A 17,342-nucleotide genomic window follows, 5' to 3' on the forward strand; every position below is an offset into this window, starting at 1 on the left:
CTTAACGCAGATCTAAAGGTGTTAATATGATCGGATCTTCCCGCGTAAAAGCTTTGATCAAAAGGCCTATTTATACACAGGGCAATATCGATTGGATCTTATCCAAGGGATAAACTAGGTTAAAATCGCAGTTAGATCAGTGTTTATCCACAATCTGATCTAAATTATCAGTAAATTGTGGGTAACTTTTATAACAACGATCAATACCGATCGGCTTAATTGAGCCCTGCTGATTCGATCCAGCTTGGTAACCAGGCTAATGCCGTGTCTTCTGGCAATGCTTCATCAAGAATATTTAGCTCTAAGCGTTCTGCCACGCGGTTTGCGCCTTTATTAGCTAATAACTCATCTAGATTACGGCCTGCATAGTTATAGGTGTCGTAACTAGTGTCACCTAACCCAATCACACTGTAGTTTAATCCTTTAAGATCAGCCTGTTGGTTAATAGACTCAACAAATGGCAGTAGGTTCTCTGGATAGTCTCCAGCGCCGTATGTAGAAGTACATAACAACCAAATAGTATCTTGCTGATTAATATCATCAAATATAGGCTGTTCATGAAGCTGCACTTGGATCCCTTGTTGTTCAAGGGCTTCTGTTAGTTGCACTGCCACGTATTCTGCAGATCCCATTTGGCTGCCAACGATGATATTTACTGATTGCATGTGATTGATCATGTATAGAAATAAGTGGCCACATGATAACTAAGTTAGGGTGTGAGTAAAGCGTTGAATTACGATCTGAATAAGTTTTTCTGCTTAAAATGACAGCTTTAATTTAATACTTTTTATAATCTACTGTTTTTAATAGTTTTTTATATTTATTCATAAATTAAACCCTTTGATCAAGCTGTTAATAAATTTGGGGAAAGTTCTGATCAAGTTAAATATTGGAAACTGTATAACTTTGCTAAGTTGTTGATCTTTAATTGTGTGTAAGCGCTTAAATTTTCAGATCTGATAAAAATAGTGAGTATGATCGTTTTGTGGATAGATCGCTTGTTGATAACGATCGGTTTGCAATTTGCGATCAATAAAATAGATCGAAAAAAACTTAAATAAGCGCTAATAAAGGCTGTTTTTAAGAAAATTAGTTATCAAAAAGGGCTGTTGTATGAAAATAAATTCAAATTTCCGCGTTTTTTTATGATCAAATCAGCCTTTAGATCTAAAAAAGCCCCAAATGTGGATAACATTTTTAGCTAAATTCGATCTTAAAAGCTGTTTTGATCTGATTTTTTAGCTCGCTAAGTTAGTTTTCGATCTGAGTTAAACTGGTTTTTATCGTATTACCGACTAGATCATAGAGCGAATTACCCAATGAAAACCGTTTTGCACCACCAGCGAAAGCGGCTTTTGCTGAGTTAAAATTGCTCATTGCCATCACATTTAATGGCATATCTATTGTGTTAGCTAAGCCGGTTATGTGCTCTATGTTCGTTAAGCCGGGCACAAACAGACCGTCAGCACCTGCATCTTGATACGCTTTTGCTCGCTTTAATGTTGCTTGAAAAGGGGAGTCACTAACAAAGTAGGTATCGGTTCTGGCGTTTATAAATAAACCACCGAAGCCATTTTCGTTAAGTACTTTCTTTATTTCACTAATAATAGTGCATTGCTGCTCGGTAGATCTCAGTGCGTTAGTGTCTTTATCTGAGTCCTCTATGTTGATGCCTACAACTCCTAATCTTGCTAACGCTAAAACGTTTTCGCTAATTTGCAGCGGATCGTTACTGTAGCCTGACTCTATATCCACAGAGAGTGGAATATGAAGGTGTTCGGTTAAGCTTTTAGCCAGTGCTAATTGAGTTTTAAAAGAGATGTTTTCACCATCAGCTAACCCTAAACTGGCAGCAATTCCCCAGCTGGTTGTTGCTACGGCTTTAGCTCCCGCAACTTGGATGAATTGTGCTGAACTAAGATCCCATGCATTAGCGAGTACAAAGCCCCCATGCTGGTGGTGTAATTGGTGAAAAAGTTGATATTTGTCCATGATGTCCTCCATTTAATGACATCGCTAGACTAATTGATATGAGGTTAATTACTGGCTGGTTTCGGCCCTGAACCGATAATTGATTACTGGACTAAAAACAAAAAAAGAGTCTTGCGACTCTTTTTTATAATATTGATGACCGGAATTTATTTACCGATACAGAACGAACTAAAGATTTTCCCTAGTAGGTCATCAGAGGTAAATTCACCCGTTATCTCATTTAAGAACTGTTGAGTTAGGCGTAACTCTTCAGCCAAGATCTCACCAGCAATATGCATCTCTAATTGCTCTTTGCCTGTGTTTAAATGATAGGCAGCATGATCAAGTGCATCTAAGTGACGACGGCGTGCCATAAATCCACCTTCTGTGGCGCCTTGGAAACCTATACATGCCTTCAAGTGAGTACGAACTAACTCTATACCCTCTGCATTTTTAGCACTCAAACGGATCACCGGATATTGATTATGTTCATCCATACCGACATTTTCACCGGAAATATCGGCTTTATTTCGGATCACAGTAACACCCATACCCTCTGGTAACTTGGCCATAAACTCTGGCCAAATATCATGAGGGTCAGTGGCTGATGTATCAGTGCCGTCTAACATAAATAGTACGCGATCGGCTTGGTTAATTTCATCCCATGCGCGTTCAATACCAATTTGCTCTACTTTATCTGGGCTTTCACGCAGGCCAGCGGTATCAATAATATGTAGTGGCATACCATCAATGTGGATATGTTCGCGTAATACGTCACGTGTTGTACCCGCTATTTCGGTAACGATGGCTGCATCACGGCCAGCTAACGCATTAAGTAGGCTTGATTTACCAGCGTTAGGGCGACCAGCAATAACAACACGCATACCTTCACGCATGATGCTACCTTGTTTAGCTTGCTGAGTTACATTCTCTAATTGATCAATGATGGCATTGAGATCTGTTGATACTTTACCGTCTGATAAAAAGTCGATTTCTTCATCAGGAAAATCAATTGCAGCTTCAACATACATACGTAGGTGAATGACTTTCTCCACCAGCGTTTCAATATGTTTAGAGAATTCACCTTGCAGTGATTGGAGGGCGCTTTTTGCTGCCTGTTCACTGGTTGCATTAATTAAATCGGCAATTGCCTCTGCTTGAGTTAAATCAAGCTTATCATTCATAAATGCGCGCTCAGAGAACTCACCTGGCTTTGCTAAACGTACACCGTCAATTTGGCTAATTTCTTTTAATAGCATATCTAATACGACAGGGCCGCCGTGACCTTGTAGTTCTAGTACGTCTTCGCCGGTAAATGAATTTGGCCCTTGGAAGTAAATAGCAATACCTTGGTCAAGCTGTTCACCGCTCAAGCTTTTAAATGGCACATAGTCTGCGTAACGTGTTTTAGGACAACGGCCAATAATCTGTTCTGCCACTGTTTTAGCTAAGCTACCAGAGACGCGAATAATACCAACCCCACCACGTCCTGGTGCGGTCGCTTGTGCTGCAATTGTGTCTTGATTAATCATGCGATGAAATAATGCCAATAAAAGAATGAATGCTGGCTCTATTGTAACCTATGGCTTAATTTCATGCGAATAGCTGTTTGAGTAATGAGGTAGCAAAAGTCTGATGTAAGTAATACTTTATTTAGCTTTAATTAATAATAAACACTCATTGAAAATGATAACTATATTCATTAACATGTTGCGCATTCTAAATCTTATCGTTTTTTATTATGCGTCATTCTGCTGTTTTTATTGCACTTGCTGCTGGTTTTTCGGGCGTTGCCCATGCTCAAACTGAAGTGACTACTTCGGATCAAAGTGATTCAAAAGAACTCGAAAAAATAGAAGTTGTTGGCCGTGCGTTTTCTTTATATCGCCCAACCGAGTCAAGTTTTGCTACTCGTACCAATACACCTTTAGAGAAAATTCCTCAGTCAATTCAAATTTTGCCGCAGGAGCTGATTAGTGATCAGGCTGCTCGCCAAATTACCGACCTTTATAGCAATATAGCTGGTGTTAATGCCTTTAGTTATTCAGGCGTGACATTCCGTGGTTTCCGCCAAGATGAGATTTTATATGATGGCGTAAAGGGCGATCCTTTCAATGGCTTTGCTGTGCCGCAATTATTTAATATTGAACAAGTTGCGGTTTTAAAAGGACCTGCTGGCGCTATATACGGTAGTGGTAATCCGGGTGGTATTATTAACTATGTAACTAAGAAGCCTAAATTCACCAGTGAACACAGTATTGAAGTTGAAGTAGGTAATGATGACTTCTTCAGTGGTGCATTAGAAAGCACAGGAACATTGAGTGAATCACTTGATAATCATGCTTACCGTGTTGGTCTTTACCGTGATACTGAAAAGCCATTCCGTGCTAATACTAGCAGCGATAATACCATTGTTGATCTTGGTTATACGTGGCTTATAAACAGTGCAACCGAATTGACCACTCAGTATACCTATATAGAGCAAGAGTTGGGTGGGGCACGTTTACGTGGTGTACCTGCTGATGATAATGGCAATTTTCTAACTGATATTAGCTGGAATCATAACGAGGCGACAGACTTTCAAAATGTTGAAGCCCATGTCTATCAGGCTACTTTAAAACATGAATTTAATGATGTTTGGCGCACAGATGTCACAGCACGTTATTTTGATAACAAAGAAGTGCAAAACTACCATGAACCAAGAGGCCTCGTAGATACAGATGACGACGGTATTGTTGATTGGAGCCATCGTGAGTTTCGTGATCAAGTTCGTGAGAACGAAGGCTTTAGCTTAACAGCTAATGCGATTGCGGAGTTTGCATTTGCTAATATGCAGCATCAAGTGCTGTTTGGTAGTGATTGGTATGAACATGATTTTGAAAGCGTCTACCGTACAGCTACGCAACAAAGTAAAGGTGGCCCAGTACCAGGACTTGATCTTAACAACCCTGAGTATGGTTTAACCTCTGCTGATGATTATGATCTTGATAGTATTACCCCACGGCTTGGCAAAACGAATAGCACCCGCTTTGGTGCTTACTTACAAGATCAACTAGATATCACCGCTAATTGGAGTGTGACAGCTGGCTTAAGGTATGATCGTTTTGAAGACAAAGATCTGTTAAATCAAACCGAGTTTTCTGATAGCGACTTAACCTACCGTATTGGTACCAGCTATAACATTAACGATATGTTCTTCCCTTATGCGCTGCATGGCACAGGCTTTGTGCCGCAAAGTGCGAGTAATCAAGAAACAGCAAAGGGCGGTCCGTTCTCGCCGGAGACTAGCCGTATTAACGAGTTAGGCTTAAGAACCAAACTATTAGCAGACACGCTTGCTGTTAATATGGCTGTGTACGATATTGTCCGCGAAAACATCCTACAACCTAGCTTATTAGGTGATGTTGCAGGTGACGGCGTTGATGATTTAGTTGCCGTTGGTGAAGTACAAAGTAAGGGTTTTGAACTTGAGGTAGTTGGCGATATTACTGATAGCTGGGTAGTGACTGCAAGCTATGCTTATAATGATACCCGTATTACTGAAGCAAACGACAGTATTACCAATCAAATTCCTGATAGTGATAAATTTGCTAACGCGCCGCAAAATACTCTAGGTATATGGACACGCTATGAGCTACCTAGCTTATCGTCATCTATTTCTGCTGGCTTAGATTATGTTGATGAACAGCTTAGTTTAGGCGGTCAACGTGTTAAACCTTACACTGTTTACAACATGGCGTGGCAAACAACCGTTGATAACTGGCAATGGCAGCTATCAGTTAAGAACCTATTTGATAAAGAATACGCAAGCAGTGGCTTTATCGAACGAACAGGGCACTTTCCTGGTGAACCACGTCGCGTTTATTTAAGTGCTAAATACAGTTTTTAATGGTGGCGTGTGAACGCTAAAAGTTGGTTTAACTTACATTCTTGGGCAGGACTCTTTGTTGGAGTCCTGCTTTTTGTTACCTGCGTATCGGGAACACTCGCTACGTTAAGTCATGAACTCGAGTACTTAACAGACGCTAAGTACCGTGCTTTAACTTCTTCTGCCTCTACTAACTACCTAGCTCTCGAAAACACCCTTAATAAGCATTATCCGCAAGCTCAGTTACTTTATATCCAACGTCATAAGCAAGATTACCTTGCCACTGAAGCGGCTCTTAAAGTCGGTGATTCATTTCGCTTTGTATATTTAGATGCTGCAACTGGTCGCTTACTCGGTGAAGGAGAGTGGGCGCGGATATCGCGGTTTTTACGTAACTGGCATATGAACTTATCGATGGGCTGGACGGGTAAATTAATCGTCACCAGTTTGAGTATTTTACTCGTTATTTTATTGGTTTCGAGTTTTTATGTGTATCGGCGCTGGTGGCAAGGCTTTATGAAAAAGCCTGCTGCGCTAAGCCTAGATAAACGTAGTAGTTGGTCTGATTGGCATAAGCTGTTAGGGCTTTGGAGTTTATGGTTTATTGCTGTGATGGCCATCACAGGGGTTTGGTATCTGGTAGAACATGGGCTGCAAACTGCGAAGGTACCTCACTATGTCTCTAGTCCACAAGCTGTGAGTGAGTTTAAAAAACAAAGCCCTCGTAAAGGTCTATCGCCAATTAGTTTAGCTACAGCTTATACAGCCGCTCAACAGGCGTTTCCTAGCCTTGATATTCGCTATATTCGTTATCCTAATAAAGCGGATCAGCCTATAGAAGTGCGTGGTTATAACGATGATATTTTATTGCGCCTGCGTGCTAACCGGGTTTATTTAAAACCAAGTTCCGGTGAAGTTCTAGGCATACAAAAAGGGGAAGAACTAAACCTGCTTCCACGAATTAAAGACACCGCTGATCCGCTGCACTTTGGTAACTTTGCAGGCATTGGTACTAAGCTTATTTGGGGGCTATTTGGTGCATTGATGAGCTTTGTAAGCGCTGCTGGCATCTATATGAGTTGGCTTAGGGTTAAGCGTAAAACAACGACTGGAAAGTGGCTTGGTTTATCTGGGGTGGTTGCAATCGGTTTGGTAGTTGCTTCGTTACTAACAACGAGTTTGAGCTTTACTGAACGCAGTGTGCCTAATCAAGTTTATTCTCCTATTCTCGGTTAGCTATTTTCAGGCATTAAAAAAGGCGCAGTTAGCGCCTTTTTTATTGGGTTAAGAGTTTAGCCTCTTACCTTAATACCTTTTTTCTCCATACCGCGGTAGATGATTAGCATCTGAGCGATTGAGATAAGGTTCGATACTAACCAGTAAAGTACTAGGCCAGATGGGAACCATAAGAAGAAAATAGAGAATACTACTGGCATAAAGGTCATCATTTTTTGCTGCATAGGGTCAGTAACCGTCATAGGTTGCAGCTTTTGAGTGATGAACATACTTAAACCAAATAGAACAGGTAATACGTAGTATGGGTCCATTGCTGATAAGTCATTTAACCATAAAACGAATTCAGCATGACGTAGCTCAGTTGATTCTAAGAATACGTAGAATAATGCTAAGAATATTGGCATTTGTAGTAACAGCGGGAAACAGCCACCCATAGGGTTCACTTTTTCTTTGCGGTACATTTCCATCATAGCTTGACCGAATTTTTGACGGTCATCACCATACTTCTCTTTTAGTGCAGCCATTTTAGGTTGTAAGGCACGCATCTTCGCCATTGACGTGTATTGTGCTTTAGTAAGCGGGTACATTGCCGTTTTAACGATAACCGTGATTGCAATGATAGCTAGACCCCAGTTACCTAGGATGCTGTGTAACCACTTAAGTAGTACGAATAATGGTTGTGAAATAAACCATAACCAACCGTAGTCTACAGTTAGGTCTAAGTCTGGGTGAATTGCTTCTAGTACGTCAGACTCTTTCGGGCCCATGTAATAAGTTGAGCTAAGTGTTGCTTGCGTACCAGCTTGTACGTTAACTGCTTCACCTTTAGTACCAATAATTGCCGCATTACCAGCAACTAATTTGCTGTAAAGGGTATTTTGTTGGTCTTGCTTTGGTACCCACGCACTTACAAAGTAATGTTGAATAAATGCAATGTAGCCGCCAGCTGTAGTGATGTTAAGGTTTTTATCAGCCATGTCTGAGAAGCTGTACTTTTCGTATGGCTCTTCTTCAGTACCAAATGCTGCACCTAAGTAGTTTTGATCTACTAAGCTACCTTTTTCTTGTACTGTGCGTTTTACTTGCGTGTATAACTGAACTTGAATTGGATCAGCTGTTACGTTGTTTACTGTGTACTCTAAATCTACAGCGTAGTCGCCTTTTTTGAAGATATAAGTTTTAGTAAAGGTCACACCTTTACTGTCAGTAAACTCAAGTGGTACACGTAGCTCATCACCCGTTAAAGTGAATGCTTTTTGTGTGGTTTTATAAACAGGGCGACCAGCAACAGTTGCGTCAGGACCATTTAAACCAATTAAGCCACTTTGCGAGAAGTATTGCTTACCATCGAACTCACCTAATAGCATGTAAGGTGTGTTACTGCCTTTTTCTTCTTCGTACTGAAGTAAGTCTGTTTCAATGATGTCACCACCACGGGTGTCAATTTTAACAGTGAATACATCAGTTGTTACATCGATAACTGAGCGCTTTGCTGTCGTTACAGCTGGAACTTCACCGTCAGATGATGCTGGAATAAAGTCATCAGATTCTGGTGTTGTTGCGCCTAGTGTTTGTGTTGTGGCACTTGGATCAGCCTTTGGTGCGTTGTAGTCGTTATTCCATTCTTGAAATAATAAAAACGACACAAGCATCAAGCCGATTAATAAAAACGTGCGTTGCGATTCCATAACAGCTCTTATTTCTCGTGTTGGTGGTTAATATGATTTTTTGCCGGTACGGGATCATCCCCACCAGCATGTAAAGGGTGGCATTTTAATATGCGTTTAACAGCTAACCAACTGCCTTTTACACTTCCATGCAAATTAATTGCTTGAATAGCGTAACTAGAGCAAGTTGGATTAAAACGACAATGCGGGCCTAATAGTGGACTTATCCATTTTTGATAGCCGCGTATTAGCATGACTAAACAGCGCTTTGGAATAGCAACAAGTGGTTTAAGTAACCTCATGATGTGTCTGCCCCTGCGTTAATTTAGTCAATGGATACCATGAATTTAAATTCCCATCGTAGAATTTTAAATGCATGATTAAAAGGTGAGCTAAAGATACCTTAATTAAGCCTGTAATTCTATTGCTATCAGGCTTGTTTATTAGATTTAGCTGATTTATTCGGGCGTTTTTTAAATGGTGGTGGTTTAGGTGCACCAGGCTTGCAGCGTTCGTTAATTTTTCGCCACAATTTATTTAGTTGCTTTGTCAGCTCTTCGTTTGACTGTTCATCAATACCACTTTTAACCATAAGCACAATATCAATGTTATCGAGTTTATGTTGATTTAAACGGAAACTTTCGCGAGCAAGTCGTTTAATTCGATTACGTTGACAGGCTTTTTTAACGCGTTTTTTTGCGACCGTAAGACCTAATCGAGGATTAGTTTGGTCATTGCGTTTAGCTAATAGGGTAAAGAAAGGAGTCGCAGCGCGTGCTGGTTCATTAAAGATTCGAGAGTAATGCGAGGGAGTTAACAGACGTAACTCCCTGCTGAAGCTAAAGTCTTCCACTTATATATTAAGCAGAAAGAACTTTACGGCCTTTAGCACGACGACGAGCTAATACTTTACGGCCATTTGCTGTTGCCATACGAGCACGGAAACCGTGTGTACGTTTGCGTTTTAAAACGCTAGGTTGAAAAGTTCTTTTCATAACAATTCCATCCGATCGGTTAAGGTTAAAACATCCTATGCAGGTCGCGATCCTGGCACAGGTGCCATTGCGAGCGCGAGATATTATAGATGAAGACAACAAAAGTCAATCATTAAAACGCTGCAGAGGCCGTAATTATAAAGGATCCTTTTACCTGATCATATAGGATCATCATAAATAAGAAGTTTTCCACAGCCTCTGTATAAAAAGTGAATAAAAGCTTGGGAAAAGCCAATTCGATCGTAGAATTTGATCGCGATCTGGCTGCAAATTTGTTATGATCACTGTTCGAGCTTAAAAAATAATTTTCTTAAAAATCAGTGTTTTATTCTTTTATGTTGCTGAGATCATATTTTTCATAAAAATCAATCTTGTACTTGTGGATAAAGTACCTTCATAATAGTCGGTCTGGGCCAAGAAAGTTGGTCAAAGATTAGCAATAAATGTTTGATTTTCCATCATTAAAGATGAACGGGAATAAAAATTAAATCTCTGGGAGTTTAACTGTGTATCTGTCGGTTTGGCAAAGTTGTTTATATGTATTGCAAGATGAATTGCCTTCACAGCAATTCAGTATGTGGGTAAGACCACTTCAAGCAGAAAGTACCGAAGATACGTTGACTATATATGCACCTAACCGTTTTGTTTTGGATTGGGTGAGAGAAAAGTATTTAAACCGTATTAATGAACTACTCGTTGAAATTTGTGGTGATGAAGCACCTGAATTACGTTTTGATGTTGGTAGTAAACCTATTTTAAATGCCCAAGTGGCATCAGCACCGGCTGCAACAGAAGCTAGCGCGCCTGTTACCCAACAGACTGCCGAAAAACAACAGCCAAAACCTGAAAAAGCAGCGGTCGAACCTGCACCAAAATCAGGCTATAAATCAAACATTAAAGAAAATTACACCTTTGATAGCTTTGTTGAAGGTAAATCAAACCAATTAGCAAAAGCTGCAGCGACTCAAGTTGCAGATAACCCAGGTTCAGCATTTAACCCTGTATTTATATACGGTGGTACTGGCTTAGGTAAAACTCACTTATTACACGCTGTTGGTAACGGTATTATGGCTAATAAGCCAGACGCGAAAATTGTTTATATGCACTCAGAGCGATTTGTGCAAGACATGGTTAAAGCGCTTCAAAATAATGCCATCGAAGAATTTAAACGTTATTACCGAAGTGTTGATGCATTGATGATCGATGACATTCAATTTTTCGCTAATAAAGAACGCTCACAAGAAGAGTTCTTTCATACCTTCAATGCTTTACTTGAAGGAAATCAACAAATTATCTTAACTTCAGACCGCTATCCTAAAGAGATAGAAGGGGTTGAAGATCGCCTTAAATCACGTTTTGGTTGGGGCTTAACCATTGCTATTGAGCCACCAGAACTTGAAACGCGCGTTGCTATTTTGATGAAAAAAGCGCAGCAAAGTAAAATCAATTTACCTCATGAAGTTGCCTTTTTTATCGCGAAAAAATTACGCTCAAATGTGCGTGAATTAGAAGGGGCGTTAAACCGCGTTATTGCTAATGCAAACTTTACTGGTCGTCCGATTTCGATCGACTTTGTAAAAGAAGCGCTACGTGACTTACTTGCGCTGCAAGATAAACTGGTAACAATAGATAATATTCAACGTACTGTTGCTGAGTATTACCGTATTCGTGTGTCAGATTTACTCTCTAAACGTCGTAGCCGTTCAGTAGCAAGACCACGTCAAGTGGCCATGGCATTATCAAAAGAACTTACAAATCACAGTTTACCTGAGATTGGTGACGCCTTTGGCGGCCGTGATCACACAACTGTATTACACGCTTGTCGTAAAGTTAAATCACTCCGTGACGAAAGCCATGAAGTGAAAGAAGATTATCAAAACTTAATAAGAACCTTGTCATCTTAAGGCCGACTTTATTATGCAAATAACAATATCAAGAGAGCAATTTTTAAAACCTTTAGTTCAAGTGTCTGGTGCGATTGAGCGTAAGCACACTTTACCGATTTTATCGAACGTACTGTTAGTTGTTGAAAACGGACAACTTTCGATGACGGGTACTGATCTTGAAATTGAGTTAGTGGCGAGTGTGTTTGTCGGTGAAGATACCACTGATACGCAACTCACTTTACCAGCTAAAAAGTTACTCGATATTTGTAAAAGTTTACCTGATGGCTCAGACCTTACGTTAAGTAGCCAAGATCATCAGTTACTATTAACAAGTGGTAAAAGCCGTTTTTCTTTAACTACGCTGGCCGCTGAAGATTTTCCGAATCTTGAGCAGTGGGATGGTGAAGTTGAATTTCAACTAACGCGTTTAGAACTGCGTAAGCTTTTAGAAAGCACGCACTTTTCTATGGCGAATCAAGACGTACGTTATTATTTAAACGGTATGTCATTTGAAGTTGATAACGCAGATATTAAAACAGTGGCTACAGATGGTCACCGTTTGGCGATTGCACAAAAGCAATTACCACAGTCTTTAAATACACAACGTCAGTTAATTATTCCACGTAAAGGTGTACAAGAAATTATGCGCCTAATGGTGGCTGATGATGAGCTAGTTACCATTCAATTTGGTGCTAACCATATTCGTATTATTGATACTGAGTTTACGTTTACCAGTAAGCTGGTGGATGGTCGTTTCCCTGATTATCGTCGAGTATTGCCACGTGGTGGTGATAAAGTGATTACTGCTAACCGTGAATGGCTTCGTAGTGCTTTCCAACGTGTGTCTATTTTATCGAATGAAAAATTCCGTGGTGTACGATTAAACCTATCTGAAGGTTTATTAAAAATTACTGCTAACAACCCTGAGCAAGAGCAAGCTGAAGAGGTTGTTGAGGTAATGTACCAGGGCGGCGAACTTGAAATTGGCTTTAACGTTTCTTATGTGCTTGATGTACTTAATACATTAAAAACAGAAGATGTAACCTTTACGCTTGCAGATTCTAATAGCAGTGCGCTAATTGAAGGTGCAGGTGACGAAGAAGCTATGTACGTTGTAATGCCGATGCGCCTATAAGCTTATATGAGTTTAAGTCATTTAAGCCTCAATAATTTTCGGAATATTGAGGCGCTGACACTTGAGCCGGTTAATGGTATAAACATTATCTATGGTGAAAATGGCAGCGGAAAAACCAGCCTCCTTGAGGCGATATATTTCCTTTCTCACGGTAAATCATTTCGTACCGCCAAACATAAAAATATCATTCAGCATCAACAAGACAAGTTTGTGATTCATGGGCGCAAAGCGCTGCATGATTTGTCTATTCCGATTGGTATAAGTAAAAACCAAGCGGGTGAAACATCTTTAAAGATTCAGGGAAAAACGAGCCGTAAAATCTCTGAATTAGCTCAGCTAGTGCCGGTGCAAGTTATTACTCCAGAAAGCTATTCGTTGTTTTTTGGTGGCCCAAAAGAGCGTAGAAAATTTCTCGATTTAGGATTGTTCCACGTGGAACATGACTTTTTTTATCTGTGGCAGTCTTTTAATAAAGTACTGAAACAACGTAATGCTTTATTAAAAAGTAAACCTAGAGATTATTTTGAACAGATCAAGTTTTGGGATAAAGAATTTGTTAGACTAGCTGAACAAATAAATAATCTAAGAATCGCGTATATAAGTAGGTTTAAGCAGCAGTTTTTTGATAAAATGTGTGCAGAATTAACGCTTGTAAGCGATTTAGAAATTAACTTTCATGCGGGCTGGAAAGAGAGTGAAACTCTCTCAGAGGCGCTTGAGCAAAGCTTTGAACGTGATGCTAAACAAGGTTTCACAAGTAAAGGTCCGCATAAAGCTGATTTTAGTTTTAGTGTTTCTGGTAACAGTGTAGAAAATACCTTTTCTCGCGGTCAATTGAAGCTCTTGCTTTATGCGTTAAAAGTAACGCAAAATAGCTTAATTGAGTCAGAAACTGATAAGCAATCTATATTGCTAATAGATGACTTACCTTCAGAACTGGGTGAAGATACAAAAGAAAAAGTGGGTCAGCTTTTGACTCATTGCGATTCGCAACTTTTTATCTCATCAATTTTATCTGAAAGTATTTCTGCTGTGGTGGAACCCATGCAACGAGAACTAAAAATGTTCCACGTGAAACATGGCAACCTAATAACAAGATAAGTGGGATTAACCATGTCTGAGAATTACGATTCGTCGAGTATTAAAGTACTTAAAGGATTAGACGCAGTAAGAAAGCGTCCAGGAATGTATATAGGGGACACCGATGACGGTACAGGCCTACACCACATGGTGTTTGAGGTTGTTGATAACTCTATCGATGAAGCCTTAGCTGGTCATTGTGATGATATTTTTGTAACGATTCACTTAGACGGTTCAGTCTCTGTAAGAGATAACGGTCGTGGTATTCCTACATCTATTCACGAAGAAGAAGGTGTTTCTGCGGCTGAAGTTATCATGACGGTACTTCATGCTGGTGGTAAGTTCGATGATAACTCATATAAAGTATCAGGTGGCTTACACGGTGTAGGTGTTTCGGTAGTAAATGCACTATCTGAAAAGCTACAACTGACTATTCGTCGTGAAGGCAAAATTCACCAACAAACATATACTATGGGTGTACCAGATGCGCCATTAGCTATAATTGGTGACGCAACAGACACAGGTACTGAATTACGTTTCTGGCCAAGTGGTGAAACATTCAGTGACCTTAACTTCCACTACGATATCTTAGCAAAACGTTTGCGTGAGCTTTCGTTCTTAAACTCTGGTGTAAGTATTATTCTTACTGATGAGCGCGAAGAATCTAAGAATGACCACTTCAAATATGACGGTGGTATCCAAGCATTCGTAGAATATCTAAACCGTAACAAAACACCTGTACATAAAAGTGTTTTCCACTTTACCCATGAGCGTGAAGAAGACGGTATTAGTGTAGAAGTTTCAATGCAGTGGAACGATGGTTTCCAAGAAAGCATTTACTGCTTCACAAACAACATTCCACAACGTGATGGTGGTACGCACTTAGCTGGCTTTAGGGCGGCATTAACGCGTACGCTAAATAACTACATGGAAAAAGAAGGCTTTAACAAAAAAGCGAAAACAACAAGCAATGCGACGGGTGATGATGCTCGTGAAGGCTTAACTGCGGTTGTAAGTGTTAAAGTACCTGATCCTAAGTTCTCATCACAAACGAAAGACAAACTAGTATCAAGTGAAGTTAAGTCTGCTGTAGAACAAGCAATGGCAGAAAAACTAACAGAGTTCTTATTAGAAAACCCTGTTGATGCTAAAACAGTTGTTGGCAAAATTATTGATGCAGCACGAGCTCGTGAAGCAGCACGCAAAGCACGTGAAATGACACGCCGTAAAGGTGCAATGGATTTAGCTGGTTTACCAGGTAAATTGGCAGACTGCCAAGAAAAAGATCCAGCACTTTCTGAACTATACATAGTGGAGGGTGACTCTGCAGGTGGTTCAGCTAAGCAGGGTCGTAACCGTAAAAACCAAGCAATTTTGCCACTTAAAGGTAAGATTCTTAACGTTGAAAAAGCGCGCTTTGATAAGATGCTTTCTTCTCAAGAAGTAGCAACTCTAATCACTGCATTAGGCTGTGGTATTGGTCGTGATGAATATGACCCAGAAAAGCTACGTTATCATCGTATCATTATCATGACCGATGCGGACGTGGATGGTTCTCACATTCGTACCTTACTACTGACTTTCTTCTACCGTCAAATGCCAGAGATTGTAGAAAAAGGCTTTATCTATATTGCGCAACCACCACTTTATAAAGTGAAAAAAGGTAAGCAAGAACGCTACATTAAAGATGACCCAGCGCTTGTTGATTACTTAACATCATTAGCATTAAACAATGCAGCACTTTATACAAGCGAAGGTGCATCTGCACTTGAAGGTGAAGAACTAGAAAGAATCGTTCACGACTATCAAAATACAGTTAAAGTGATTGAGCGCTTAAAACGTAAATATCCAAACTCGGTTATGGAACGTTTAATTTATCAAAGCGAAATTACTGAAGCTGATTTAGCAGATGAAGCAAAAGTTAAAGAGTGGACTAACACGCTAGTTGACGACTTGATTGCACGTGATGAAGATGCAACTATCTTCCATGCGGGCACTGAGCACGATACTGAGCGCAACATGTATTATCCTGTTGTGAATATTCGTCAACATGGTGTGGATAAAGCACATGTACTAAACCATGACTTCATCACATCGCGTGACTACAAACGCATTGCAGCGACAGGCGTAAACATTGCTAACTTACTCGAAGAAGGAGCATATGTTCAACGCGGTGAGAAAACTCTTGCTGTTGATAACTTTGTGGATGCATTAGAGTGGTTAATCAATGAATCAAAACGCGGCCTTTATATCCAACGCTATAAAGGACTCGGTGAGATGAACCCTGATCAGCTTTGGGAAACCACTATGGACCCAGATGCTCGTCGTATGTTGAAAGTAACAATTGAAGATGCAGTCGCTGCAGACCAATTGTTTGCGACTCTAATGGGTGACCAAGTTGAGCCGCGTCGTGACTTCATCGAAACGAATGCACTACGCGTAGTTAACCTAGACGTATAACGCTAAATTAAGAATTAAAAAGGAGCCAACTGGCTCCTTTTTTTATTGCTGAAAAAGCACAAACTGCTTAAAACCTTACTGCACACAAGGTATACTGAGAGCAATTTTCAGACTAAACGCACCAGATACTATAAGCCAAATATGCAAAAATATGACGTTAAAACCTTTCAAGGTTTGATCCTGGCTTTACAGGACTATTGGGCACAGCAAGGCTGTGTGATTGCTCAACCACTCGATATGGAAGTGGGAGCAGGGACATTTCATCCGTTAACTTTCTTAAAGTCGATTGGCCCAGAGCCAATGTCGAGCGCGTATGTTCAACCATGCCGCCGTCCAACTGATGGTCGTTATGGTGAAAACCCGAACCGTTTACAGCATTACTACCAATTCCAAGTAGTATTAAAACCATCACCAGAAAACATCCAGGAGCTTTATTTAGGCTCTTTAGCTGCTGTTGGTATCGATACACTAACTGATGAAGTTCGCTTCGTAGAAGACAACTGGGAGTCGCCTACATTAGGTGCTTGGGGTCTAGGTTGGGAAATCTGGTTAAACGGCATGGAAGTAACTCAATTTACCTACTTCCAGCAAGTAGGTGGCTTAGAGTGCTCACCAGTAACCGGTGAGATCACTTATGGTCTTGAGCGTTTAGCAATGTATATTCAGGGCGTAGATAGTATCTATGACCTAGTATGGGCAGACGGTCCTATGGGTCGTGTGACATATGGTGATGTATTCCATCAAAACGAAGTAGAGCAGTCAGCTTATAACTTCGAACAAGCGGATGTTGAGTTCTTATTTGCACAGTTCGATCACTGTGAAAAAGAAAGCGAAAAGCTAATTGAAGCAGGCTTACCATTACCAGCTTATGAGCAAGTAATGAAAGCATCACATGCGTTTAACTTATTAGACGCTCGTCACGCTATCTCTGTAACAGAACGTCAACGTTATATCTTACGTGTTCGTGCTTTATCTAAAGCATGTGCGCAAAGTTACTATGATGCCCGTGAAGCTCTTGGTTTCCCGCTTTGTAAGGATTAAGAA

The 17,342-nt window shown here is 40.3% G+C and carries 14 protein-coding genes; 7 read left to right on the forward strand and 7 right to left on the reverse strand.

All coding sequences use genetic code 11. The annotated features are described in order from the left end of the window. Positions 1-215: 215 nt before the first annotated feature. The 3 genes from mioC to mnmE form a co-directional block, all read right to left on the reverse strand. Entirely contained in the window at positions 216-665 is a 450-nt protein-coding gene (gene mioC, locus IRQ78_RS18830; protein WP_194442915.1) for an FMN-binding protein MioC, read from the reverse strand. Between the two features lie 586 nt (positions 666-1,251). After that, positions 1,252-1,992: an isocitrate lyase/PEP mutase family protein gene (locus IRQ78_RS18835; RefSeq protein ID WP_194442916.1), complete on the reverse strand. Its 741-nt coding sequence runs from the start codon at positions 1,990-1,992 to the stop codon at positions 1,252-1,254. A gap of 146 nt (positions 1,993-2,138) precedes the next feature. After that, positions 2,139-3,503 (reverse strand): tRNA uridine-5-carboxymethylaminomethyl(34) synthesis GTPase MnmE, encoded by a 1,365-nt coding sequence (gene mnmE / locus IRQ78_RS18840; RefSeq protein WP_194442917.1) that lies wholly within the window; start codon positions 3,501-3,503, stop codon positions 2,139-2,141. Positions 3,504-3,712: 209 nt separating this feature from the next. Between mnmE and IRQ78_RS18845 the strand changes: the two genes are divergently transcribed. Together IRQ78_RS18845 and IRQ78_RS18850 are read left to right on the forward strand one after the other, a co-directional pair. Beyond that, positions 3,713-5,860, forward strand: coding sequence for a TonB-dependent siderophore receptor (locus IRQ78_RS18845; RefSeq protein WP_194442918.1), 2,148 nt, complete (start codon positions 3,713-3,715; stop codon positions 5,858-5,860). A gap of 9 nt (positions 5,861-5,869) precedes the next feature. After that, entirely contained in the window at positions 5,870-7,075 is a 1,206-nt protein-coding gene (locus IRQ78_RS18850; protein ID WP_194442919.1) for a PepSY-associated TM helix domain-containing protein, read from the forward strand. 56 nt (positions 7,076-7,131) lie between these two features. Here IRQ78_RS18850 and yidC read toward each other — a convergent pair whose 3' ends face one another. The 4 genes from yidC to rpmH form a co-directional block, all read right to left on the reverse strand. Continuing rightward, the gene (gene yidC / locus IRQ78_RS18855) at positions 7,132-8,763 is read right to left on the reverse strand and encodes a membrane protein insertase YidC (protein WP_063530446.1); all 1,632 of its coding nucleotides are present in this window, start codon (positions 8,761-8,763) and stop codon (positions 7,132-7,134) included. 8 nt (positions 8,764-8,771) lie between these two features. Beyond that, the gene (gene yidD / locus IRQ78_RS18860; protein ID WP_054563758.1) at positions 8,772-9,044 is read right to left on the reverse strand and encodes a membrane protein insertion efficiency factor YidD; all 273 of its coding nucleotides are present in this window, start codon (positions 9,042-9,044) and stop codon (positions 8,772-8,774) included. A gap of 128 nt (positions 9,045-9,172) precedes the next feature. Beyond that, on the reverse strand, positions 9,173-9,595 hold the full coding sequence (rnpA, locus tag IRQ78_RS18865; protein WP_058583673.1) for a ribonuclease P protein component: 423 nt from the start codon (positions 9,593-9,595) through the stop codon (positions 9,173-9,175). A 7-nt stretch (positions 9,596-9,602) separates the two neighbouring features. Further along, positions 9,603-9,737: a 50S ribosomal protein L34 gene (gene rpmH / locus IRQ78_RS18870; protein ID WP_008488847.1), complete on the reverse strand. Its 135-nt coding sequence runs from the start codon at positions 9,735-9,737 to the stop codon at positions 9,603-9,605. 506 nt (positions 9,738-10,243) lie between these two features. On the opposite strand from rpmH, the gene dnaA reads away from it, so the two are divergent. The 5 genes from dnaA (at position 10,244) to glyQ (ending at position 17,339) form a co-directional block, all read left to right on the forward strand. Beyond that, on the forward strand, positions 10,244-11,641 hold the full coding sequence (gene dnaA / locus IRQ78_RS18875) for a chromosomal replication initiator protein DnaA (RefSeq protein WP_054554793.1): 1,398 nt from the start codon (positions 10,244-10,246) through the stop codon (positions 11,639-11,641). A 13-nt stretch (positions 11,642-11,654) separates the two neighbouring features. Further along, the gene (dnaN, locus tag IRQ78_RS18880; protein WP_054563760.1) at positions 11,655-12,758 is read left to right on the forward strand and encodes a DNA polymerase III subunit beta; all 1,104 of its coding nucleotides are present in this window, start codon (positions 11,655-11,657) and stop codon (positions 12,756-12,758) included. Between the two features lie 6 nt (positions 12,759-12,764). Continuing rightward, positions 12,765-13,859: a DNA replication/repair protein RecF gene (recF, locus tag IRQ78_RS18885; RefSeq protein WP_054563761.1), complete on the forward strand. Its 1,095-nt coding sequence runs from the start codon at positions 12,765-12,767 to the stop codon at positions 13,857-13,859. Positions 13,860-13,871: 12 nt separating this feature from the next. Then, positions 13,872-16,298 (forward strand): DNA topoisomerase (ATP-hydrolyzing) subunit B, encoded by a 2,427-nt coding sequence (gyrB, locus tag IRQ78_RS18890; RefSeq protein ID WP_054554790.1) that lies wholly within the window; start codon positions 13,872-13,874, stop codon positions 16,296-16,298. A gap of 141 nt (positions 16,299-16,439) precedes the next feature. Beyond that, positions 16,440-17,339: a glycine--tRNA ligase subunit alpha gene (gene glyQ, locus IRQ78_RS18895; protein ID WP_054554789.1), complete on the forward strand. Its 900-nt coding sequence runs from the start codon at positions 16,440-16,442 to the stop codon at positions 17,337-17,339. Positions 17,340-17,342: the final 3 nt, after the last annotated feature.

The organism is Pseudoalteromonas simplex, assembly GCF_015278155.1.
Lineage (GTDB): Bacteria > Pseudomonadota > Gammaproteobacteria > Enterobacterales > Alteromonadaceae > Pseudoalteromonas > Pseudoalteromonas simplex.